Source organism: Rheinheimera sp. (assembly GCF_030690345.1).
GTDB lineage: Bacteria > Pseudomonadota > Gammaproteobacteria > Enterobacterales > Alteromonadaceae > Alishewanella.
On sequence record NZ_JAUYGV010000001.1, the window covers coordinates 111405 to 133960 of the forward strand.

Below are 22556 nucleotides of genomic sequence, written 5' to 3' on the forward strand. Positions count from 1 at the left end.
ATAGCTACAATACCCCGGCTGGTCCGGGGTATTTTTTTGTTTCTATAAGGCAGGCTATGTTTTATCCGATTGCACAGAAATTAATGTTCGCTTGTGACGCTGAATGGTCACATAACTTCGCGCTGGGTAGCTTAAAGCGTTTGGCGCATACACCGTTGGCCGGTTTATGGCGACAGCAGTTACCGTTAAAACCGGTAACGGTGGCCGGGATCCGTTTTGACAACCCGCTGGGGTTAGCGGCCGGGTTGGATAAAAATGCCGAGTGTATTGATGCCTTTGGCCAGATGGGCTTTGGTTTTATTGAGGTGGGCACGGTAACTCCACGGCCGCAAGTGGGGAATGACAAGCCGCGTATTTTCCGCTTACCACAAGCTCAAGCCATTATTAACCGTATGGGTTTTAATAACAAAGGCGTAGATTATCTGGTCGAAAATGTGAAAAACGCCAGCTACAAAGGCGTACTGGGTATTAATATCGGCAAAAACAAAGACACGCCGAATGAACAGGGTAAAGATGACTATATCTACTGTATGCGTAAAGTGTATGCCCATGCCAGCTATATCACGGTAAATATCTCTTCACCCAATACGCCCGGGCTGCGCGATTTGCAATTTGGTGATGCACTGCTGGATTTACTGCAAAGCGTGAAGAATGAACAACTGGATTTGCAGGCTCAGCACGATAAATATGTGCCGGTGTTTGTAAAAATTGCCCCGGATATGGATCCGGTGGCCGTTAGTCAAGTAGCGGAAACCCTGTTAAAAAGCAAAATGGATGGTGTGGTTGCCACTAACACTACGCTGGACAGAAGCTTAGTGCAGGGCCAGCGTTATGCTGATGAAGCCGGCGGTTTAAGCGGTTTGCCGGTGCGGGATAAAAGCACCGAAGTGCTGCGCCTGCTGCGCGCAGCAGTGGGGCCTCAACTGCCGATTATTGGCGTCGGCGGTATTAGTGACGCGCAATCGGCACAGGAAAAACTCGCCGCCGGAGCCAATTTACTGCAGGTGTATACCGGCTTTATTTACCGTGGCCCGGAGCTGGTTAAACAGATCGTTACCAGCTTATAAGGATCAATAGCTGATCCTGCACAGTTAGAACAAAATAGTCTTTAACATCTTGATCAGCTTAGTGTATCTCTGTAAATGTTTAATAAATAATCGTATTTTAACCGGCAGGAAGTTGTATGCTCAGGCCTTCAGAGCGTTGGTATTGGACCTATTGTCCGCAAAAAGACCGCTTGTTGCTGGATATCAGCGACCAGGCGCAATTTTGCTCGCCGTTTAGCGCCTCACAGTTAGTACAACAGCCGCGACAGCAAGCGCTGACCATGGCTGATGCTGAAGCTTTTCAATTGATAGAAGACAGCCTGCAACAGTTAGATATGCCTGCGGCTGTGCGCCTGGAGCTATGCCTTACGGCTCTTTGTGCGCCGTTTTTGCAGCAGCAAGCGCATAAAAGCTGGTATTTTCAGCAGGGCAGCAGCGCTGATTCGGCGCAGTATGACGTAGTCATGCTGCGTGGTTTAAGCAGCCAGTATGCTTTAGTGCTGTCTGCTGACAGCGACTGCGTAAACTGTTTACTGCTGGGTGAGCTCAGTACCCTGGCGGGCAAACAGCTGCCACGTTTGCAGGTGATCCGTGTACTGCGCAATCGGGTCAGCCCGCTCAATATCGCTATTCCATACCGTCACAGCGCCTGATTTTCAGTTGCGTTATTTCCCTTAGCGGCAGATCCGACTACACTAGCGGCAATTTTTACTGTCGCGGAACCACCTATGTCTGCCTTAGCCGCTGTTGCAGCTGAACTTGAACCTTTTTTACAGCAATTGAGCAGTGCCATCACCGGCCAACAATTGCATAAACTGGTATTGAGTAAATACCACGGCACTGAGCCATTAAAACAGCTGCAAATTCGCCCGGTTATGCTAAAGCAGCACTGGCAACTCAGCTTTACCTATAAATACCAAACCAACGATGTGACACGTAATTTCAGTGCCGATGCGGCGCTTAGCGAAATTAAAACCTTACTGGGCCAAAGTTTCAGTGCGGCTAATTTGTTTACCGCTGAAACAGAAGTGCAGCTGAGTATCAGTAAAAAAGGTAAAGTGTTGTACCAACAAAAACGCCTGAGTAAGCAGCTGAACACCGCAGCAACAGAGCATAACCGCGAAAAGCTGCGTTATTTAACCCTTGAACGGCCATTTTTGCGCGAGCTGGGGGTAACCGACGCACAGCTGCAGCTGATCCCCGCCATGTCGCGTAAATGGAAACAGATTAATAAATTTATCGAGATATTCTCCGGCGCGGTGCAGGATACCGGCCTGAGTAGCAATACACAGCTGCATGTGGCTGATTTTGGCTCCGGTAAGGCTTATTTAACCTTTGCCGTGCATGATTATTTGACCAATAGCCTGGGATTGGACGCCAAAGTTACCGGCGTAGAGCTGCGGCAAAACCTGGTCGATTTATGTAACGGTACGGCTGCCAAACTGGGCCTGCAGGGTATTGCTTTTGAGCAAGGTGATGTTAAACACTTTAAAGCCCGCGGTATTAACGTAATGATAGCGCTGCATGCCTGTGATACCGCCACCGACTATGCCATTCATATGGGTATAGCCACCGGCGCCGACATTATTATGTGCTCACCGTGCTGCCACAAACAGATCCGGCCGCAAATGCAATTACCACCGGTACTGGCACCAATGTTAATCCACGGCATTCACCTGGGCCAGCAAGCTGAAATGGTCACCGACAGCTTACGGGCACTGCTGTTAGAAGCGTACGGCTATGATACCAAGGTATTTGAATTTATCTCGCTGGAGCATACCAGCAAAAATAAGATGATCCTCGCCACCAAACGTAAACAGCCGCGTGATAACAGTAAAATATTGCAGCAAATTGCTGATATTAAACAGTTTTACGGCATTAGCGAGCATTGCCTGGAAAGCCTGTTGCAGCAAGCCTAAAACCAGGTTTCTACTTGCTGCAACAGGTTGTACTGGTTATCTACCAGCCACAAGCTGCGCCATTTATCAAAGGTCAGGCACGGATGCGAGGTGCCAAGCAGCACTATATCGCCAATCTGTGGTGTCAGATCCTTGCTGTATTGCCAGAACGCATGCTGATCCATCAGCTTAGTGGTATGGCAGTCCTGCAGCTGGTCACTGATTAAGCGGCCATCACGATAAATAGCCAACGCCTGCGGCAGTCCGGCATCAAAGGCGGCATCGCGTTTACCAAAGCCTAATACCGCCAGCCCGGGTTGTGGCATTGATTGCACATAAACCGCCAGTTCCAACGCATTGTGCAAACTGTCGCCTGTTTTACAGGCCAGCACACTGCGCTGTTCAATTAACTGCTGTGCCTGTTGATAGATACCCTGATCATGGCTGATATAACAGCCGGGCCGCAGGACTATTTGCATACTGGCCGGCAAGGTGGCTTTGTTAAGTTCAGCGCCAACAATATCGTACCAGGCAGAGCCGGCGCCGCTGATCAGTAAATTGCCGTGCGTGAACAACTGCAAGCGCACTAACGCTTTGCAAAGCGCGGCGGCTTGTTGCACAAATTGCCGCACACTGTGTTCGGTGTCGCTGGTTTTAATCACGCCTTCATAAAACTCTATACCGGCCAGTGCCAACGCCGGCAGCCCGGCAATATGTTTTGCTAAGCTGACGGCCTGTTGGTTGCTGCGACAACCACAACGCCCGTCAGGTACGCCCAGTTCAATCAGCACCGGCAGCACCAACTGCTGTGCCTGAAAAAACGCCGCCAGTGCATCGGCATTGTCGGCGTGATCAACACAGACATACAGCTCAATGCCGCTGGCTAATAAATTCGCCACCACCGCCATATTAGCTTTACCCACTAACTGATTCGCCAGAATAAGCCGCCGGGCGCCGGCATCTGCAGCTACCTGTGCCTGATAAGCGGTAGCGACAGTAATGCCCCAGGCACCGGCGGCCAGCTGTTGCTGAAACAGCCAGGGCGTCATGCTGGTTTTGCCATGCGGTGCCAGCAATACGCCACTGGCCTGTGCAAAGCGTTGCATCCAGTGCAGGTTATGTTGTATCGCGTTGTGTTTAAGCACCGCCGCCGGTAAACAAATATCTTGTTGCAGCAGGTTCATACCCGGTGAAAACGGCAAAGGCGCCGCTGCTTTATGCTGTATTTTTTGGTACTTCATAACATCCCGCTGTTGTTTTTTAGTCTGAAATCATGCCGGGTAAACAGTAAATTGCTGTAATAAAGCTATTTTAATATTTACTTTTCCGACATGCTGGTACAAAGTATCTTTATTGATAGCACAATTGTTACTTTAATAGAAGTTACTGAGTAACACCATAGCGTACTACGGGTAAAACATGATGAGTTACGAAATTGATGTGTTGTCGCGCATTTCCGAGCGTTTTGTCGAGATGAGCGAGTCTGAGCAGCGGGTGGCGCAGCTTATTCTGGACAATGTTAAAGCTGCAACCGAGATGAGTATTGCCAAACTGTCGGCCAGTGCCGGGGTAAGCCAGGCCACGGTAACCCGGTTTGCCCGCACGGTAGATTGCAAAGATGTGCGCCAGTTAAAGGTGAAATTGGCGCAGTCGTTGGCAGTAGGCCAGCGCTTTGTTGAGGAAACCCCGGATTTAGACGGTATTCAGGGCGTGTACGAAGCGATTAAAAACACCCTGGATTTAAGCCGTAAGCTGCTGGTAGAGGCTGATATTAAACTGGCAGTAAGCTACCTGCAAAATGCACGGATGATTTTTTGTATCGGCATGGGCGGTGGCTCGTCTATCGGCTCACAGGAGTTGCAATACCGCTTGTTCCGTTTTGGTATGCCGGTATGCAGTTACCAGGATGGCCTGTTAACCAGAATGGTCGCCGCCGCGGTAGAGCCTCAGGATGTGATGGTGGCCATTTCGCTAACCGGTAATACCGGTGAAATCATCGATTCTGCCGCCATCGCCAGGCAATACGGCGCCAAAGTTATTGCCATTACCAAACCCGGCTCAGCACTGGCGGCTAACGCCGATATTGTGCTGGGCTTGCAGGCGCCGGAAACCGATTTTATCTACAAGCCGTCGGCTTCACGCTACGCCATGCTGGCGATTATTGATGTGCTGGCGACAGAGGTTGCCAAGTTAAATAAACGCAAATCCCGCGATAAGTTACGCCGCGTTAAATTGTCGCTCGACAGCCATCGCGGTGGCGATGACCGCCAGCCATTAGGAGATTAACCACAGCATGAGCATAAAACGTTACGGCATTGATGAAACTACCGGTACCGGCGGCCAACGCTTACCCTTTGCCAAAGCGGTAGAAGCGGGGGGCTGGTTATATGTGTCGGGCCAAACGCCGATGCGTAACGGCGAAGTAGTGGAAGGCGGTATTGTGGAGCAGTCAGAGCTGGCACTGCAAAACTGCATTGATATTATGCAATTGGCCGGTTACAGCCTGCAGGATGTGGTGCATGTTAAAGTGTACCTGACCGATGCGCGCTATTTCAGCAGCTTTAACCGGGTATTTCGCGACGTGTTCGCCGGTGCACCGCCGGCGCGTATTTGCGCCGTGGCCGATTTGGTAGTGGATTGTAAGGTTGAGGTAGATTTAACCTGTTATCGCGCTGACCGGGCCTGATATGAACGGCGGCCATTTCCTGCTTGGCTTTGGCGTGTATTTGCTGTTAATGCTGGCAATCAGTTATCTGGTTTCACGGCGTCAGCACAGTAGTGAGGATTTCTTACTGGCCGGGCGCAATGTTTCAGCCAGGTTAACCTTTGGCAGTACAGTGGCAACGATGATTGGCACCGGCACCAGCATGGGCGCAGTAGGCTTTGCCTACAACCATGGCTGGAGCGGCATGCTGTACGGCATCGGCGGTGCTGTGGGCATTTTGCTGCTGGCCTGGTTATTTGCGCCACTGCGCCGGTTGCGTTTTGTCACCATGAGTGAGGAGCTCAGCTACTACGTTGGCGCCAATCAATGGGTAAAGCAGGGCAGTGCCATACTGATTTTTCTGGCATCGTTGGGCTGGCTTGGCGCCCATATTATCGGCGGTGCGCTGTATTTATCCTGGGCGACCGGTATTGAGCTGCTTTACGCCAAGTTAATAATAGGCCTTGCTTATACCTTTTATGTGATGATTGGCGGCTATCGGGCGGTATTGTGGACCGACAGCCTGATGGCGCTGCTGCTGTTCAGCGGCTTTTTGCTGATGAGCTATGCCGCGGTGCAGGCTATCGGTGGCCTGGCGCATGTCAGCGCTGTGTTGGCCGAAGCAAAGCACAACGGCCTGATCAGCGATATTGGCTTGTTACCGGCGCTGTCGTTGTCTGTGGCTGTGGCTGTGGGGGTACTGGCCACACCTTCTTTTCGCCAGCGTATTTATGCTGCGCGCAATGTCGGCACAGTGCGCCGCTCTTTTATTTACTCCGGTGTGTTGTATCTGGCGTTTGCTGCCTTGCCGGCGTTGATTGGTATTGCTGCCAGAGTATTGGCCCCTGAGCTGAATAACCATCAGTTTGCCTTTACTACTGTGGCGGTACTGTTGCTGCCCGGGCTGTTGACTTTGCTGGTATTGTTGGCCGGATTATCAGCCACCTTGTCGTCTGCCAGCTCAGATGCCATAGCGGCGGTAGCAATAGTAATGCAGGATCTGTATCCGCGTATTACCGGCTCTGTACCCGCCCCGGCACGGGCCATTTTCTGTTCAAGGCTGGCCGTGTTGCTGGTATCGGCGCTGGCGTTGGTACTGGCCTTGTTAACCGACGACTTAATCCGTTATATCACCGGCATGATAGCCACATTGCTGGCCGGTATTTTTGTTTGTGCACTACTGGGGCGCTTTTGGCTGCGTTTTACCTGGCAAGGCGCCCTGGCTGCACTGGCGGGCGCCATTATTACCTCTTTAGTATTGTTAAATCACCCCGGTTGGCTGGCGTATTGGGGGAACCCTTGTATACCTGCGGTAGCGGTGGCCTTGCTGGCGGCAGTCAGCGTTAGCTGGTTAACGCCGCCTGTGGCCATCAGCCGGCAACAGGCGCTGGCGCAAATTAATGCCGCCCGGGATAACACCTTTACGGCACCGCCGTTAGCTGAGCGCTCATCATCCCGCGCTGAAACAACCTGACAGAGGACCTATGCGTATTTTTACCGCCTCCCTGGCTACTGAAACCAATACGTTTTCACCAATGTACACTGACGTACACAGCTTTTATCAGAGCTTTTATGCGCCGCCCGGCCAGCATCCTGCCACACCCACCTTGTGCAGTGCGCCCTTAATTGCCTGTCGCGAGTTTGCCGCTATGGATGCCTCATTGCAGGTTATTGAAGGCAGTTGCGCCTGGGCTGAGCCCGGCGGCTTGTTAAACCGGCATTCTTACGAGCTGCTGCGCGATGAAATATTACAACAGTTGCAACAAGCCATGCCGGTGCAGGCGGTATTACTGGGGTTGCACGGTGCTATGGTGGCGCAGGGGTATGATGATTGCGAAGGCGATTTACTAAGCCGGGTACGGGCTATTACCGGGCCTGAGGTGATTATCGGCGCCACCCTGGATCCGCACAGCCACTTAACGCCACAGCGGCTGGCAGCCAGCGATCTGTTAATTGCGTTTAAAGAGTTTCCGCATCTGGATTTTATGCAGCGCGCACGTGAGCTGGTGCAACTGGCGCTGCTGGCGGTGCGCGGCGAAATAAAGCCGGTAATGAGCAGCTTCGATTGCCGGATGATTGATGTGCTGCCAACCAGCCATGAGCCGATGAAATCCTTTATCAGTAAGATCCGTGAATTGGAGCAACAAGGTGCAGCACTGTCTATTTCGGTGATCCATGGCTTTATGGCTGGTGATGTATCTGATATGGGCACCAAGCTGCTGGTGATCACCGACAACAAGCCGGCTGAAGGCGAAGCATTGGCGCAGGCGCTGGGTATGGAGCTGTTTTCATTTCGCGGTAAAACCCTGCCGCAATTTAATGATATTAATACCGCGCTGGATTTAGCGCAGCAGGTGGCGGGCACTGTGGTGTTGGCTGATGTCTGGGATAACCCGGGCGGCGGAGTGGCCGGTGACGGCACCTTGATTTTACACAGCATTATTGCGCGGAAACTGACCGGCGTAGCAGTAGGTACTATCTGGGATCCGATGGCGGTTAAACTGTGCTTTGCCGCCGGCGAGGGCGCGGTCATTGCATTGCGTTTTGGCGGTAAAAGCGGGGCTACAGCCGGGGCACCGATAGATAAAACGGCGACGGTGCGCTGCCTGGCCGCCGGCGCAGTGCAACAATTTGCCGACAGCAGTGTGCCGATGGGAGATTGTGCCTTAATTGAATTTGATGGCATTGAAGTGATTTTAAACAGCAACCGCTGCCAGTCATTTGACCCCAGCCTGTTTCGCGCCCTGGGTATAGCGCCACAGCAGCGTAAACTGCTGCTGGTTAAATCAACCAACCATTTTTATCAGGGCTTTGCACCACTGGCGGCAAAGGTTATTTATGTTGATGCGGGGGCGCCATACCCCAGCGATCCGACACGGAATAAGTACACTAAGCTGCGCCGGCCACTGTGGCCAATTACGCCGCGGCCGTTTGATTAACTATTGCAGCAGGATCCGCTCGATACAGCCGCATTGCTGCACAGTAACGTACAGCACAGTGTCATCATGGCTGACAATCACATTAGTAGGCAGGGCATGGTTTAAGCGGTATTCGGCTAACAGGGTGCCGTCGGCGGTTAATTTGGCAATAGTGCCTTTGCCGTAGCGGGCCACATAAAGGTTGCCTTTGCTGTCAAAGCGCATGCCGTCCAAACCAAAGTCACTAAAGCGAGCGACGACTTGCTTATTGCTCAGGCTAAAATCAGCGCTAATTCGATAACGCCAAATTGTACGCTGCACGCTTTCATTCACATAGAGATACTGCTGGTCCGGGCTGACAGCAATACCGTTGCTGGTGCCCATAGCGCCATCCAGCAAGTGGCTGCTGCCGTCAGTGTCAATGCGCCACAGCTGGCCGCTGTTATCTGCCCAGTTTGGATCGCTGGCAAAGATAACACCGTTTTGCATAATGGCCAGATCGTTTGGTTGGTGCATAGCGTCGTTGTGCGCATGCACGCTGAGTTGGCCGTGCTGGTAACGCAAAATATTATGCCCGGTGTAATCGGCGATAAACATAGTACCGGCACTATCGAACACTATGCCGTTGCCGGTGCTGCCCGCCGGTAAAGTTAAATACAAAGCAGCGTTGCCGTCAGGTGTTACCTTACCGACAGTACCGTCGTGGCCGAAATTAACCGCGTACAAATTACCCCGGCTATCAAGGGTCGGCCCTTCAACGGCGGGGCTGAAAGTATTGGCAGCAACCCATATTTCGCTGTGTGGCGCAGCCGCCAGTAATTGCTGCAGTGGCCGGCGCAGCGCAATAATCAGCTCCTGTTGTATTGTTGACGCCTGCTGCAGTTGCTGTGTTATGGCTGTGCGCGTGCTGCGGCTTATCGGCTGCTGCCGGTGGATGCTGTCCAGCAGCATCAGCGCAGATTGGCTAAGTTGCTGCACTTGAGCGAACACGCCCGATAACGGTTGCGGTTCAGTTTGTGCTAACCCGGTAGCTGCTTGCTGCCACAATGCTAATTGTCTGTTGATACGCTCAAGGCTGGCCTTATCTTTTTGCACTAACCACTGCTGAATGTGATGCGTAAAGTGGCGCAGTGCCGGTTGCTCAGCCGGTAAATAATCTACCAACTGATTAAGCGGTGCGGCCTTGTGGTAGAGCCCTGCCACAGATTTTTCATGCAGGCGGTGATAATAATGCGCCGGCTCCAGTGTTTCAGCCACGCTGAGCAGGGTCGGTAACTTCGCATCGCTTACCAGCGCAGTAAAGCCTTGCCGTTGTTGTGATATTGTGCGCAGATTGCTGTTGATTTCAGCCATGCTGCTCATGTGCGACAAGCGCCGGTACAGGCTGTCTTCATCACGCAACCCGGCTGGTGACCACAACCGCTCGGCTACCGCAAAACCGTTGGGCCAGAGGCGGATATCAATATTATCCGGCGTTACCAGCTCACCCCAAAGTGCAATTTCGCCGCCGATAATGCGCGCTTTGCTGCTCTCGTTTAAGGTTTGCGCTTGCAATGTGATCGGCAGGGCGGCAGCAGCCGGTTGTGCCGGTGCGATGGCAGTGCCGCTGACAGCATAAGCGGCATTGCCGACAGTCAGGCTGCCGGCCAAAGTGCCGGTGGGATCCGGGCCGGCGGGATCTGTGGTACTGCTTAAGCTTAGTTCAGCAAACAGCGGTCCCATCCAGCTATCCAGGCTAAAACTGAGCCGGTTAGCATTGAGTTTAAGCTGCTGCACTAATTGCGGCTGACGGCCATTAAATTGCAGCACAGCGCTGATCGCATCATCGTTGTGATACAACAGCAACAAGCGGCCGTTTATTGCTGCGCCGCGCTTACGGGCAAAACTAAACTGCCATGCCGACCAGCTGTTTAGCTGATTGAGATCCGGCAGTTGCTGCGCTACCGGCAGCGGATCGTTACGGTAGTGGTAAGCGGCAAACTGCGGTTGATCCAAATAATAACCGGTCGATAAAATGGCCTGATGGCCGGCTTTGGCAGCTAACGCCAACGATTCAGTGCCGCGCCAAGACTGCACCAGCACCGAAGTGGGCAGCTTATCATCCAGTACTTCATCCCAGCCAATCATCTGCCTGCCCAGTTGCTGCACTATTTTCTGCAGCCTGGTATTAAAGTACGCCTGTAAAGCGGGCACATCCGCCAATTGTTGTTGCTGCATAAAATCAACAATATGCGGCGCTCCCAACCAGTGATCCGGCAATACTTCGTCGCCACCGATATGCAGGTAGCGATCGGGAAACACAGCGGCAACTTCGGCCAGTAAGTTGGCTAAAAAGTCATACACCTGCTCATTTGTCGGGTCTAATACGGCTTGATGCACCCCCCAGTGCGTTTCCGGGCGGTTGGCGCCAGGCAGCGCCATTAATGCCGGATAAGCGGCGCCGAGTGCCGTAGTATGACCAGGCAGATCGATCTCAGGCACGATACGGATGCCGCGCTGCGCCGCATAATGCACCAGCTCACGTAATTGCTGTTGGCTGTAATAGCCATCCACGCCGCCGATTTGCTGCAGCTTAGGGTAGTTAAGTGACTCAAACCGCCAGCCCTGGTCGTCGGTTAAATGCAAATGCAGTACATTTAATTTTACCAACGCCATAATATCCAGCTGGCGTTTTAACGTTTCAATCGGCAAAAAACGTCTGGCAGGATCTAATAACAGGCCGCGCCAGCTAAAACGCGGTGCATCCGTGATCTGCACTACCGCGATGCTGCTACCGCTACTATCCGTTTGCACCAGTTGCAGTAAGGTTTCCAGGCCGCGCACTATGCCAATGTATGAGTCTGCGCTTAAGCGTATTTGCTGCTGGCTTACGTTTAAGCGGTACTGCTCAGCCATATCCGGGGGCGGCAGCTCAGGATCCGCACTGCCGTTAAGCTGTATTAGCAGCGCCGGTGCTGCGCCGGCAGTAAAAGTCAGCCCGGTTTGCCGGCTTAAACGCTGTAAAAAGCGTGCCACAGCGGCATCTGACATGGCGTTGTTTGCCGATACACTCACGCTGAAGTCTGTTGTCAGATTAAACCGGCCCGGTTGTTGCGTTACTTCGGCGGGATAGGGCAGCAGCGGCAGCTCTGCCGCGGTGATAGTTGCAGCACTGAGTAGCAGCATAAAAGCATAAAATAAACGCATAACAGCGCACTTGTGTTGTTACTTGGTAACATATTAATAAGCAATAACTGTTAGCTTGTCTAGAATTAGATGCTATATGAAGCTGTTTTTTCCACAAATAATGTTTACTTTTTAATCGCCATGGTACAAAGTAACATTTGAGGTTGGGGTATTTGGTAGTAATGCCGGCTTCACCAGGAAGAACAAGATAAGTATATTAGCCAGGTTTGCAGATGCGCTGACAACAGGGCTAAACGGATTAAAACAAGAACAGAAGAGACTACATCATGTCTGAACTACTCAGCGATAGCTATAACAGCGGTATTAAACGGGCCAGACTTAGCCTGGCTATTTCAGCGGCATTACTGGGGCTGGCTCCACTGGCGGTGCTGGCGCAAACTTCGCCACAAAATGACAGCGATGTCATTGTGCAAAAAACTGCAGAGCCAGTAGAGGTAATAGAGGTAAAAGGTATACGTGGCAGCTTAAATAGTGCACAAAACCTGAAACGTTATGCCGATACGGTAAAAGATCTGATCACTGCCACCGATATCGGTGCTTTACCGGACAAATCGGTTACCGAAGCATTACAGCGGGTGCCTGGTGTTACCATCGAGCGTTTTGCATCCTCAAATGACCCAAAGCATTATGCTGATGAGGGCACTGGCGTATTGGTAAGGGGTTTAGATCGGGTGCGCTCTGAGGTCAATGGTAGAGATGCGTTTAGTGCCAATCCATGGGGTGGTTTAAGCTACGAAGATTTCCCGGCTGAATTGCTGGGGGCGGTAGAAGTAGTAAAAAATCAGACCGCAGATCTTATTTCCGGCGGTATTGCCGGTACCGTTAACCTGATCACCCGTAAACCCTTTGATTCCGACAAGCGCGTGTTCTCTTTTAATGCTAAAGCTAACTATGGTGATTATCGTGAAGAAGTGACGCCATCGCTTTCTGCTTTGTTCTCAGACAGCTGGGAAACCAAAGCCGGCAAGTTTGGCTTTCTTATAGCGGCTTCGCAATCTGAGTTTAAAACCCGTGGTGACGGCATTGGTCTTGGAAACTTTCATTCACGAGGCGATGCGTTTATCCCGGTTACTGACCCATGGGGCGGTATCATTGATATGGACCCAAGCTCTCCGCTGGATGGCCCGGCATTGCCCGGACAACCGGCAGGTAGCGTCTGGCATGTGCCCGCGGCGATCCATATGAGCACTGCCGACAACGATCGTAAACGTACCGGTATTACCTCATCGTTACAATGGGCCAATAGCGACAACACTATTGTGGCTACTTTAGAACATATTAACTCTAAAGCATCGCTGGAGTGGGAAGAACGCCAGTTGGGACAAGCGGCGCAGGGCTTTAAAAGCTGGATGGGTATTTCACAAAACTGGCGGGATGACGCCGTAAATGGTCATCCGTTGACCGTCGAAAATGGCTTTGTTACGTCGGGTATAGCGTTGGGTATTGAGCCAGAGGTACCATTCTTTTATCGCACTCGCTGGAATTACAACGAGAACACCGTTGAAGATACGTCGTTTAATCTGAAGTACAAACCAACAGATCGGTTAAGTATGGAGTTCGATTACCAGTATATTGATTCAGAAAAGATTGTGCACAATTACAGTATGTCTGGCCAAACCCGCGGTTCCAGCGTATATGCGGTGTTTCCTTACTTTCTTGATATGCGTGGTAGCCGTCCAACGGTTGAGGTGTTAAGTGATAATATCCAGACGCCGGGGTTGTCGCCGCATCAGGAATGGGATGGTCCGGTGCCTAATCTGTTTCTCGGTACCGGTATGGAGCAGGAAGAGCACAATACTGCCAAAGCAGATACCTTTCAGTTTGACCTGCGCTATGAGTTGGATGGTGCCTTTACTTCAATTTCAGCGGGTGCATATTACTCTGATAAAGAATTAACAGTGCGTGATACGGCATATGAAGGGTTTCTTGCTATTGGAACACCTTGGGTTCAAGCTGATCGCAATGCTGCCGCAGCGTCGCTAAATCCTGAACTGTTTGAAGTCGTCGACTTTTCTAAATACTACAATGGCAAGGTATTGCTTGGCGATGTTAACAGCTTTTTGTTCCCTAAAATGTCACTTGTGAAGGATTTTCAAAACTCGTTATACAGAGGGTGTCAGGAGGGCTGGAACAATGCCACTGTCAGTGCTGCCAACAATGGTGTTTGTAGCGGGTTGCACGTGCCTTATGTAGACAGGCCAAACCGGGTAGAAGGGCCTTTTGCGGCGCATAATATCAGTTCTTCAAATGAGCAGCGTACCGAGTTTTACGTACGAGGCGATTTTGAAATTGATTCTCTGGATATTCCGATTAAAGGTAATATTGGTTTGCGTTATGTAAACTATCAACTGAAATCGACTGGTGCTCTGGTGCAGCCTACTCTGGCGAAACGAGGTGATCCCGGGACCTCTCTTAATACCGTTATGCAGCAACCGGAATACAAACGATACTACGATTTAGCTGGCGGTGAATCTATTCTGAGCACGGTTGATGGTACAGACTATGATACTTTGTTGCCCAGTCTGAACCTGAATTTCAGTGTCAGCGAAGATGTTGTTGTCCGCTTTGCCTTCTCACAAGGTTTGTTTTATCCAAGTCTGGTTGACTCACGCAATATCAGTCTGCTGGAACTGGATTACAACCGGGTGTTAGAAAACCCTGCAGAAGAGTACTCTGAAGTAAGCAACCCGGTTGTAGGTTTGCAAAACATCAACGTAACAGCATTAGCGGGTAACCCTTATCTTGAACCCGAAGAGTCTACTAACTTAGATCTTACGGCAGAATGGTATTTTGCGCCGGCGGGCTTCGTTACTGCCGGATTGTTTCATAAAAAATTGGATAACATTATTCGCAACAGACCGTTTGAACTGGATGTCAGCTTTGACAGTGAAGTTTATGATGTCACGGCTTATGGTCCGGCCAATACCGGTTCCGGAACCTTACGTGGAGTCGAGCTGGCCTATTCTCAATTCTACGATATGTTGCCAGGCGCATGGGCGGGTTTAGGTTTGCAGGTCAATTTTACCTACATTGATCAAAACGGTCTGGAAGATCCAAACGAAATTGCTGCCGGGACCCTTGGATTTAAAGAGGATGGAACACGCATAACCGATAACCGGAATACGTTTCGGGTCTTTACCGGCCTGCCATTACAAGGTTATTCCGATAAGAATTTTAATATAGTCGGCATGTATGAATACGAGGATTTTGCCTTTCGCATGGCCTACACCTGGCGCTCTGAATACCTGCTAACGTTACGTGAATCTGAAGAGTATGTGCCGGCCTATGCCAAGGCCTCAGGCATGCTGGATGCCAGTTTTTACTACAGCATTAACGATAACTGGAAAGTTGGTATTGAAGGCAGCAACTTGCTGAATACTGAAACCAAAACCCAGTATCAAATGAACCAGGCCGGCGTGAGGACGGATGCACTGAGTTTCACCACCGATCGTCGTTATGCGCTGAGTGTTCGGGCAACCTTCTAGTCGCTTGAGCATGTTTATGTAGCAAAAACCGCGCAGCAGTAGAGCGCGGTTTTTTGTGTTGATTACTCTGATTTATGTTGTGCCTTATGGCGCAAGCCCCGGCCAAGCAGGTAAAAATACTCCAGCCAAATTTTGCCAAGCGCATCGCATAAGCTATCCGCAGGGTAAATACCCAAAGCCGCGGCGGCGCTTTTTTGGCTGCCGGATACCAAAAAGTTGTTTTTCAGCGCCTGGCGTTGCAGCACTTTTTCAAAAGCTCTGGCCGCCATTTCTTCCGGCATCGCCAGATACAACCGGTTATAGCTGGCATCCAGTTGCCGGCAATGGGCAAAAAACGCGCTTTCATGTTCACCGTCTGCCGACAAGAACAGCATTTGGTAAGCTGAGCTTAGTAACTCATTGAGATAATGTGAAATAATGGGCCGGCTTTGCAGCCAGGCCGCGCTGGAAAACTGGTTACGCGTAATGCTTTTGCCGAACATTTTGGCGGCAATATAGTGGTCAAAAGCATGAAACCACTCGTGTGCCAGGCTGCCGCCACCGGCATTTTTGGCTAAGGCTAAAATACGACCCTGTGGCTGGTAATGGGCGCAAACACCCGGTTGGCCACCAATACCAAAGGTTAAACCCAGGCTGCCGTTAAGAGATATCACCTCTGCCGGCACCTGCAGTATTTGCTGTAAGTCAGCAAAGGCGTCAAAGAATAAGTTTGCCGCCAGTTGCAGCTCTTCAGCGGTTACCCAGCGCCCGACATGAACGCTGTTAAAACCAAACACTTTAACCAGATCGCTAAAGCTGACGTCGGCACCGCTGCGATGCGCCGGGCCGTTACGGTAATACTGTCGCTGAATACGGGGTACGGCCATTGCTAAGCACCTGTTGGTTTACGGCTGCGTAAATAGCCTACCAGGTTACTGCTTAAGAACGCCAGTTCCATCAGCACCGCGACCGGTGAGCCGACCAACAGGTTATGGATAATCCAGGCCGTGGCGCCCACAGCCATCAGCAAGCGCACTACAATCACGTTTTTCTGAAAACTGCCGACAGTGCCAACTATTGCCGCCAGATAGGGCAACAGGTTTAGCGGATTATTGTAGCTAAGCACTATAAGCAATGTAGACAGGGCCAAAAAGCAGTACATCCAGCGCTGGCGCGGGCTAAGCGCTGCCACCAGGAAACGCACTGCGGTTAAACCGACAAACAGCGCGGCTTCATACTGGCCCAAAACAGCAAAATGGCTGGCGTTAAGCAACGCCGAGACAAACCAAAACTTCAGCATGCCGGCACGCTCACGCTGCTGAAAAGCAATAATGCCGCCGGCGAAGGCTAAAGCTGCCAGTAGCTGTGACAGGGCAAAGCTAACACTAATGTCGGGCAAAATGATGGCTCAAAACAGATTCAACAGACTGCTATGATAACCAATTTATATGCCATCTGCGCGCTACAGATGGCATAACTTATAAGCAGTGCATAGGCTTAAGTACCACAAAAGGTATTGGCAATACACTGCGCAGCTGTAGGCGGCAAAGCGAAGTCAGCATTGGCGTCTGTCAGTGTAAAAGGTGTGCTTAGCGCCTTGTGCAACCGGTTAAACAGGCTTAAATCGGCTTGCTCTGTGGCCAGGGCTATCGCGTCGGCAATTAAATGGTTGCGTGGTATTACCGCAGGGTTAGTGCTGTCCATCTGCTGCTGTACTGTGCTTAGCGCTATACCCTGAGCGTCAAGGCGTTGCTGCCATAACGTGGCCCAGTTTTGCCAGCCTTGTTGATCGGCAAATAACTTAGTTGCCCCGGCATTACTGTCTGTTACTGACTGACTGAGCAAACGAAAGCTTTGGCTGAAATCAGCCTTATTGGCGCTCATCAGGTTAAGCAGATCGCGGATCAACACTTCATCGGTATTAGTTGAGTTAACAATACCGATTTTCGCTGCCATCAGGTGTAAAAATTCCGCTTCGTTTTGGCCGTTAAAGCCTTGCAGTACTTCAGTAGCCAGCTCTACCGCCTGCTCAGGCTGTTCAGTCAGGAGCGGCAGCAGGGTTTCAGCAAAGCGCGCCAGGTTCCAGCTGGCAATACGGGGTTGATTACCCCAGGCATAACGACCCTGGCTGTCAATAAAGCTGTAGACCTGCGCCGGGTTAAAGCTGTCCATAAACGCACAGGGGCCGTAATCGATGGTTTCGCCGGCAATGCTCATATTGTCGGTGTTCATTACGCCATGAATAAAGCCCAGGCTCATCCATTTGGCAACCAGTTTAGCCTGTGCTGCAACCACAGCTGCAAGCAGCGCCAGGTAAGGATTTGCCTCGTTGGCACAGGCCGGATAGTGTCTGGCAATAACGTAGTCGGCAAAGGTTTTCAGCTGGGCTGCATCGCCATGGGCGGCAATATACTGAAAACTACCAATGCGAATATGGCTGGCTGCCACCCGGGTAAGTACCGCACCGGGTTCTGCGGTTTCGCGTTGTACCCAATCACCTGTCAGCACAGCTGCCAAAGCGCGGGTAGTGGGCACGCCCAGCGCATGCATGGCTTCACTGACTAAATACTCACGCAGTACCGGCCCCAGTGGCGCGCGGCCATCGCCACGGCGCGAAAACGGCGTTTGCCCGGCGCCTTTAAGTTGAATATCAAAGCGCTGGTTATCAGCACTTAACACTTCTGCCAACAACAAAGCCCGGCCATCGCCCAACTGCGGTACAAAATGGCCAAACTGATGGCCGGCATAAGCATGCGCCCGCGGTGCTGCCCAGTCTGGCAAAGCATTACCGCTAAATACTGCCAGGCCGTCATCTGAGTGGCAATACTGCTGTGGTAAGCAAAGCTCAGCTGCCAGTTCACTATTAAACGCCAGCCACTGCGGCGCCGCTACCGGCGTTGGGTTGCAAGGCACAGAAAAGGGCGCACCTAAATCGGCCAGGCTGTGTTGTACGGTAAAATTGCTCATATCAGCTGTTCGTATTGATGGGTTATAGCGCTAGTGTACAGAGGGGCTATTACAGATACAAAAAAAGCCTGTCCGAGTATTAAGTTTGCTCTGGATAAGTTGCCATAAGTTGTCACTAGTGGTACAAACTTATGTTCTTATTTGACGATAAATCATCAGCTTGCGACGAGGGATTATGACGCAGCCAGCTTTGAGCGCTAACCATTCTAACTTTGCCTTTTTAAGTGAATACGACCCGCTGTTTTTGCAGCTGGCGCAAAGTGCTGAGTGTGCCTTTGCCTACCTCATTGGACAAGCCGCCCAAGCCACGCTTAACCGGATGAATAACCGGACTCAATCCATCCTTGCTAAAGCCTTTTCGCGGCGAACCGACAGCCGACTGGTGCAGCTAACCCCGAGCTGATTAGTGGCGAGAATAGCGCCGAGGCGTTGCTGGGGTAGATAAAGGCTGAGCGGGCGATAATGGAAAGAAAATCAAAAAATAAATGTACGGTTAAAAGACGCTAGATCGGAGATAAAATGGACTTTAAAACATTGTTGCATAAACCGGAACTCAAACCTGCGTTGGTCATTGGGAATGGAATAAACCGGTACAACTCAGTTGATAATGAAAGTGGGTGGGATAAATTATTAATCCGTTTGTGGCGAAAAAGGGTTGGTGCTGAAACGATAGGTATACCTGTCGGTATTTCGCTTACTGAATTTTATGACGCACTGGATTTAAAAGGCGTTAAACAGAGTAAAAGTTTACAGGCAGAATTTTGTGAATTAATGTCAAACTGGCCGGTAAAAGAACAACATAAAAAAATTGTAAGTTGGGCTGAAACGAATAACACACCCATTTTGACAACAAACTTTGAAAATACACTTTCTGACGTACTAAATCTGAAAATAGGGCACTTAGACTCAGACAAATTTACTGACTTTTATCCTTGGGGTAGTTTTTATTCGAATAAGAATATCACTTATGTTACAGATGACTTTGCTATTTGGCACATAAACGGAGTTCAAAAATATAGTCGTAGCATTCGATTAGGATTGTCTCATTATATGGGTTCTGTAGAGCGTGCCCGGCCGATGCTCCATAAAGGTAGTAATCGTTTATTTAATAGCGCAGATTTTACGAACTGGCCTGGAAAAAATACCTGGCTGAATATTATTTTTCAGAATGATTTATTTATTTTTGGTTTGGATCTGGGGACTACCGAAGTCTTTTTAAGATGGCTACTAATTGAAAGAGCAAAGTTCTTCAAGATCTACTCTGAGAAGAAGCGACAAGCCTTCTATATTCATGTTGGTGAAATTCAACCTGGACAACGATTATTTCTAGAGAGCGTAGGTATTCAAATCGTGACGGTAGTTAATTACGATGGAATCTATGCTGCTCCTTGGTAGGTCAGATTAGATGGTGATTTTATAAGGATTTAGAAATGGCTATTCCTACCTATGATCAATTTATTGAACCTGTGCTGCGGTTCTTAGCAACTCGCCCCGATGGTGCCTTGGCTCGCGAGGTTTATGAAGCTGCTGCTGAGGCAATGCAGTTAACCGAAGAGGAGCGTGCTGAGCTGTTACCAAGCCAAGCACAGCAGGTGTATAAAAACCGTATAGGTTGGGCGCATGACCGTTTGAAGCGGGCTGGCCTTTCTAGCTCTGCTCGGCGCGGAGTTTGGTGCTTAACGGATGAAGGTAAAATATTTGCTGCCAGCAAGGCGCGGCCGCTGTCACAAGGGCAAGTTGCTGATCTTGCTTTTGGTTATATGGACGTGCGATTAAAAGAAGCGACCTCAACCACTGAACCAATCATTACTCCAATTAAAAACGATAGTGCAGCGGAAACGTCAAGCCCCGAAGAGCGCTTAGGGTCGGCCGTAAAAGAAATGCGTGAAAGCGTTGCTGCTGATTTGCTGGAAACGCTAGCAAAGGTTAACCCAACATATTTTGAAGCCATCGTTTTAGACTTACTGCATAAGATGGGCTACGGTGCTAACCGTAACGATTTACAGCGGGTTGGTGGCTCGGGCGATGGTGGTATTGATGGGGTGATCTCACTGGATAAATTAGGTCTGGAAAAGGTGTATGTGCAGGCGAAACGTTGGCAAAGCAGTGTTGGCCGGCCAGAAATTCAGGGCTTTTATGGTGCTTTAGCTGGGCAGCGTGCAACTAAGGGCGTGTTTATTACCACTTCAGGTTATACCGCCCAAGCTGTTGAGTTTGCTAAATCAGTTGAACGAATTGTGCTTGTTGATGGTATCAAACTCGCTGAGCTTATGATCGATCATGAAGTTGGGGTATCTACCCGTATTGTTAAAATACCCAAGTTCGATAGCGACTATTTTGAAGATTAAGTGTTGTTGTGAATTAAGGCAGCTTAATCAGTCGAATTAATTAAAAATTAAAGTTAGCGAAGGAGTTGCTTTGTCAGTTCTTGGAATTAGCGATAAAACAAAGACTGTTTATGTCGGCGATAGTGCGATTTACGGCAGGCCCATCGCCGCAAATCAACTTATCATTCCTATTAGCTTTCCGAGTTTGGTTCCCAGTGACTATAGATCGCTTGGGGAGTATCCGGGCCTAATTTTCCTTGAAGATATGTACGAGCCAGCTGCTGGTATTAAACGTGGCAGGGTTTACTGTCTTCCCATTTCGAATAAGGATTGGATGCAGAGTGTTTTTGTTCGGCAAGTGGAATGGGCAGGAATTGCACCAGCATTAGTCCAAGAACAATATTTTTACCACTATCAGATCTACAAAATGCCTCACTACATTTCTGATACTAACAGTAACCAAGCTATTCTGGGAGATGGTAAATATGCGTCATTCTGGAAAGTGGTAGCCGTAGAGCAGGTGTTTGGTGGTGACATCGTTGTAACACTTAAAAGCACCCGCACGAATGGCGTACTGCCAGTGTTGTTACCCCAGGCTATGTCTTCTGAGTATTATCAGCGCTTGAGCATTACGCTTGATGAAGTACAAGCGGCCAACCGGAGAATAAGTCCTTTTCATTTGGTTGAAAGCTGTCGAAATTCGGCTGCGTTTGCAGTAGGTATTGCTATTGATGACACGTCTTCAGATTTAGGACATGGCCTTAAAAAGCTTGCAGTAAAAATGCCGAATAATACGCTGAGCGTAAATGCCGGCCAAATCATTGCTCGGCTACATTCCCGGGCCAAGACCAACGCCCAAGCACAATATAACACCCGTGATATTACTGAAGAAGATGCGCAAACGGCGCTGCATTGTCTGTCGTTATTGTTAGTTGAGCTTGGCTTGGCCAGATATTGATATACAAACTTGGCTTATTTTGCTTCCCACGGATTAATAACATCAATATTCGCCGCTGCAAATGCTGACATATCGCGCGATGCGACTTTAAAGCCCTGTGACACCGCGATAGCCGCTATGTAGCCATCGGGTACCGGAAAGCCTTTTCCGGCAGATCTTGCTGTAGACGCTAACCGGGCATACTGCATAGCCGCAGCATGATCAAAAGACAGCACTCTTCCGGTAAAAAGCGCCATAAGTCCGTCAAGGGCTTCATTTAGCATATCTTTACGCTTGCCGGTGGGTAACATGGCAATGCCAAACAGCAGCTCAGCCAAGGTTACACTGGACAAGTACAGCGTTTCGGCTGATTGCGCATTAAGCCAGGCTGTCACGTTTGGATGCGGTTCAGGCTTCATCGCTTCAGATATAACGTTGGTATCCAGAACGATCATTCAAACTCCATCGGTTCTGCAGGAGTAGTGCTGCGCGCTTGGTCTAAAGCGGTTAAATCGTCATTTGTCAGCCCGATTTTTCGCCCCAGCTCTGCCAGTGCATCGCCCATTTGAATACGTGTTTTGGGTAATATAGCCTCTTCCAGAATCGCCCGCATTTCAGCCTCGGCACTGCGATTGTGCCGCTTGGCTCTGGCTTTTAAAGCGCTGTGTATCTCATCCGGTATATTTCTAACCGTCATCATAGCCATAGATAGCCACCTCCGGGAGCACTGGAAAAGTGTAGAACTGATTAAAGTGCATTCAATATAGGAAGAGTGCAGTCAAAAAGCAATCAGATCACTCAATGCCGACCTTTAGGTTGTTGAATTTCAGGCACAAAAAAACCGACTATTAAGTCGGCCTTAGTGTTGGTTGCGGGAGCCCTGATCTTTATGAAGAGCGAACCGACGACCTTCGGGTTGTTGAACTTTGGGCACAAAAAAACCTACGTCAAAGTAGGCTTAGATGTTGGTTGCGGGAGCCGGATTTGAACCGACGACCTTCGGGTTATGAGCCCGACGAGCTACCAGGCTGCTCCATCCCGCGTCCGTCATTGCGGGGCGCATCTTAGTGTTTTTAACAAAGCCATGCAAGCCTTTATCTGCTTTTATT

General features: G+C 50.1%; 19 protein-coding genes and 1 tRNA gene. 12 read left to right on the top strand and 8 right to left on the bottom strand.

Features of this window, described 5'->3' with window-relative positions; translation table 11 throughout:
- Positions 1–56 precede the first annotated feature (56 nt).
- From pyrD to Q8O77_RS00525, 3 genes are all read left to right on the top strand, one after another.
- A complete protein-coding gene (gene pyrD / locus Q8O77_RS00515) occupies positions 57–1067 on the top strand; it encodes a quinone-dependent dihydroorotate dehydrogenase (protein ID WP_305550682.1) in 1011 nt (336 codons plus the stop codon).
- 116 nt (positions 1068–1183) lie between these two features.
- Positions 1184–1699 carry a cell division protein ZapC domain-containing protein gene (locus tag Q8O77_RS00520; RefSeq protein ID WP_305550683.1) on the top strand — a complete coding sequence of 172 codons (516 nt, stop codon included), beginning with the start codon at positions 1184–1186 and terminating at the stop codon, positions 1697–1699.
- 75 nt (positions 1700–1774) lie between these two features.
- A complete protein-coding gene (locus Q8O77_RS00525) occupies positions 1775–2965 on the top strand; it encodes an SAM-dependent methyltransferase (protein ID WP_305550684.1) in 1191 nt (396 codons plus the stop codon).
- Here the strand turns inward: Q8O77_RS00525 and Q8O77_RS00530 are convergent.
- Entirely contained in the window at positions 2962–4185 is a 1224-nt protein-coding gene (locus Q8O77_RS00530) for an amino acid deaminase (RefSeq protein ID WP_305550685.1), read from the bottom strand. The two genes, Q8O77_RS00525 and Q8O77_RS00530, sit on opposite strands and share 4 nt — an antisense overlap.
- Positions 4186–4363: 178 nt before the next feature.
- Here Q8O77_RS00530 and Q8O77_RS00535 point away from each other — a divergent pair, with 178 nt between their 5' ends.
- The 4 genes from Q8O77_RS00535 to Q8O77_RS00550 are packed head-to-tail and all read left to right on the top strand — an operon-like array spanning position 4364 to position 8587.
- A complete protein-coding gene (locus tag Q8O77_RS00535) occupies positions 4364–5230 on the top strand; it encodes a MurR/RpiR family transcriptional regulator (protein ID WP_305550686.1) in 867 nt (288 codons plus the stop codon).
- 7 nt (positions 5231–5237) lie between these two features.
- Positions 5238–5630, top strand: coding sequence for a RidA family protein (locus tag Q8O77_RS00540; protein WP_305550687.1), 393 nt, complete (start codon positions 5238–5240; stop codon positions 5628–5630).
- Between the two features lies 1 nt (position 5631).
- Positions 5632–7122, top strand: coding sequence for a sodium:solute symporter family protein (locus tag Q8O77_RS00545; RefSeq protein WP_305550688.1), 1491 nt, complete (start codon positions 5632–5634; stop codon positions 7120–7122).
- A gap of 10 nt (positions 7123–7132) precedes the next feature.
- Complete coding sequence (locus Q8O77_RS00550; RefSeq protein WP_305550689.1) at positions 7133–8587, top strand: M81 family metallopeptidase; 1455 nt, start codon at positions 7133–7135, stop codon at positions 8585–8587.
- Here the strand turns inward: Q8O77_RS00550 and Q8O77_RS00555 are convergent, their stop codons facing one another.
- The gene (locus Q8O77_RS00555; RefSeq protein ID WP_305550690.1) at positions 8588–11752 is read right to left on the bottom strand and encodes a family 20 glycosylhydrolase; all 3165 of its coding nucleotides are present in this window, start codon (positions 11750–11752) and stop codon (positions 8588–8590) included. It lies immediately after the preceding gene.
- Between the two features lie 266 nt (positions 11753–12018).
- On the opposite strand from Q8O77_RS00555, the gene Q8O77_RS00560 reads away from it, so the two are divergent.
- Complete coding sequence (locus Q8O77_RS00560) at positions 12019–15237, top strand: TonB-dependent receptor (protein ID WP_305550691.1); 3219 nt, start codon at positions 12019–12021, stop codon at positions 15235–15237.
- Between the two features lie 62 nt (positions 15238–15299).
- On the opposite strand, the gene Q8O77_RS00565 is transcribed toward Q8O77_RS00560, so the two are convergent.
- The 3 genes from Q8O77_RS00565 to Q8O77_RS00575 form a co-directional block, all read right to left on the bottom strand.
- Positions 15300–16103: a CLCA_X family protein gene (locus Q8O77_RS00565; RefSeq protein WP_305550692.1), complete on the bottom strand. Its 804-nt coding sequence runs from the start codon at positions 16101–16103 to the stop codon at positions 15300–15302.
- Positions 16104–16105: 2 nt separating this feature from the next.
- On the bottom strand, positions 16106–16615 hold the full coding sequence (locus Q8O77_RS00570) for a YgjV family protein (RefSeq protein WP_305550693.1): 510 nt from the start codon (positions 16613–16615) through the stop codon (positions 16106–16108).
- 98 nt (positions 16616–16713) lie between these two features.
- Entirely contained in the window at positions 16714–18183 is a 1470-nt protein-coding gene (locus Q8O77_RS00575) for a YdiU family protein (protein ID WP_305550694.1), read from the bottom strand.
- Positions 18184–18358: 175 nt separating this feature from the next.
- Between Q8O77_RS00575 and Q8O77_RS00580 the strand changes: the two genes are divergently transcribed.
- The 4 genes from Q8O77_RS00580 (at position 18359) to Q8O77_RS00595 (ending at position 21468) form a co-directional block, all read left to right on the top strand.
- On the top strand, positions 18359–18586 hold the full coding sequence (locus Q8O77_RS00580) for a hypothetical protein (RefSeq protein WP_305550695.1): 228 nt from the start codon (positions 18359–18361) through the stop codon (positions 18584–18586).
- A 116-nt stretch (positions 18587–18702) separates the two neighbouring features.
- The gene (locus Q8O77_RS00585) at positions 18703–19578 is read left to right on the top strand and encodes a hypothetical protein (RefSeq protein ID WP_305550696.1); all 876 of its coding nucleotides are present in this window, start codon (positions 18703–18705) and stop codon (positions 19576–19578) included.
- 35 nt (positions 19579–19613) lie between these two features.
- Positions 19614–20531, top strand: coding sequence for a restriction endonuclease (locus Q8O77_RS00590; RefSeq protein WP_305550697.1), 918 nt, complete (start codon positions 19614–19616; stop codon positions 20529–20531).
- Between the two features lie 70 nt (positions 20532–20601).
- Positions 20602–21468, top strand: a complete 867-nt coding sequence (locus tag Q8O77_RS00595; protein ID WP_305550698.1) for a hypothetical protein — start codon at positions 20602–20604, stop codon at positions 21466–21468.
- 14 nt (positions 21469–21482) lie between these two features.
- On the opposite strand, the gene Q8O77_RS00600 is transcribed toward Q8O77_RS00595, so the two are convergent.
- The 3 genes from Q8O77_RS00600 to Q8O77_RS00610 form a co-directional block, all read right to left on the bottom strand.
- Positions 21483–21902 (bottom strand): type II toxin-antitoxin system VapC family toxin, encoded by a 420-nt coding sequence (locus Q8O77_RS00600; RefSeq protein ID WP_305550700.1) that lies wholly within the window; start codon positions 21900–21902, stop codon positions 21483–21485.
- Positions 21899–22153: an Arc family DNA-binding protein gene (locus Q8O77_RS00605; protein WP_305550701.1), complete on the bottom strand. Its 255-nt coding sequence runs from the start codon at positions 22151–22153 to the stop codon at positions 21899–21901. The genes Q8O77_RS00600 and Q8O77_RS00605 overlap by 4 nt, the downstream gene beginning before the upstream one ends.
- 260 nt (positions 22154–22413) lie before the next feature.
- Positions 22414–22490: transfer RNA gene (locus Q8O77_RS00610), tRNA-Met, on the bottom strand.
- Positions 22491–22556: the final 66 nt, after the last annotated feature.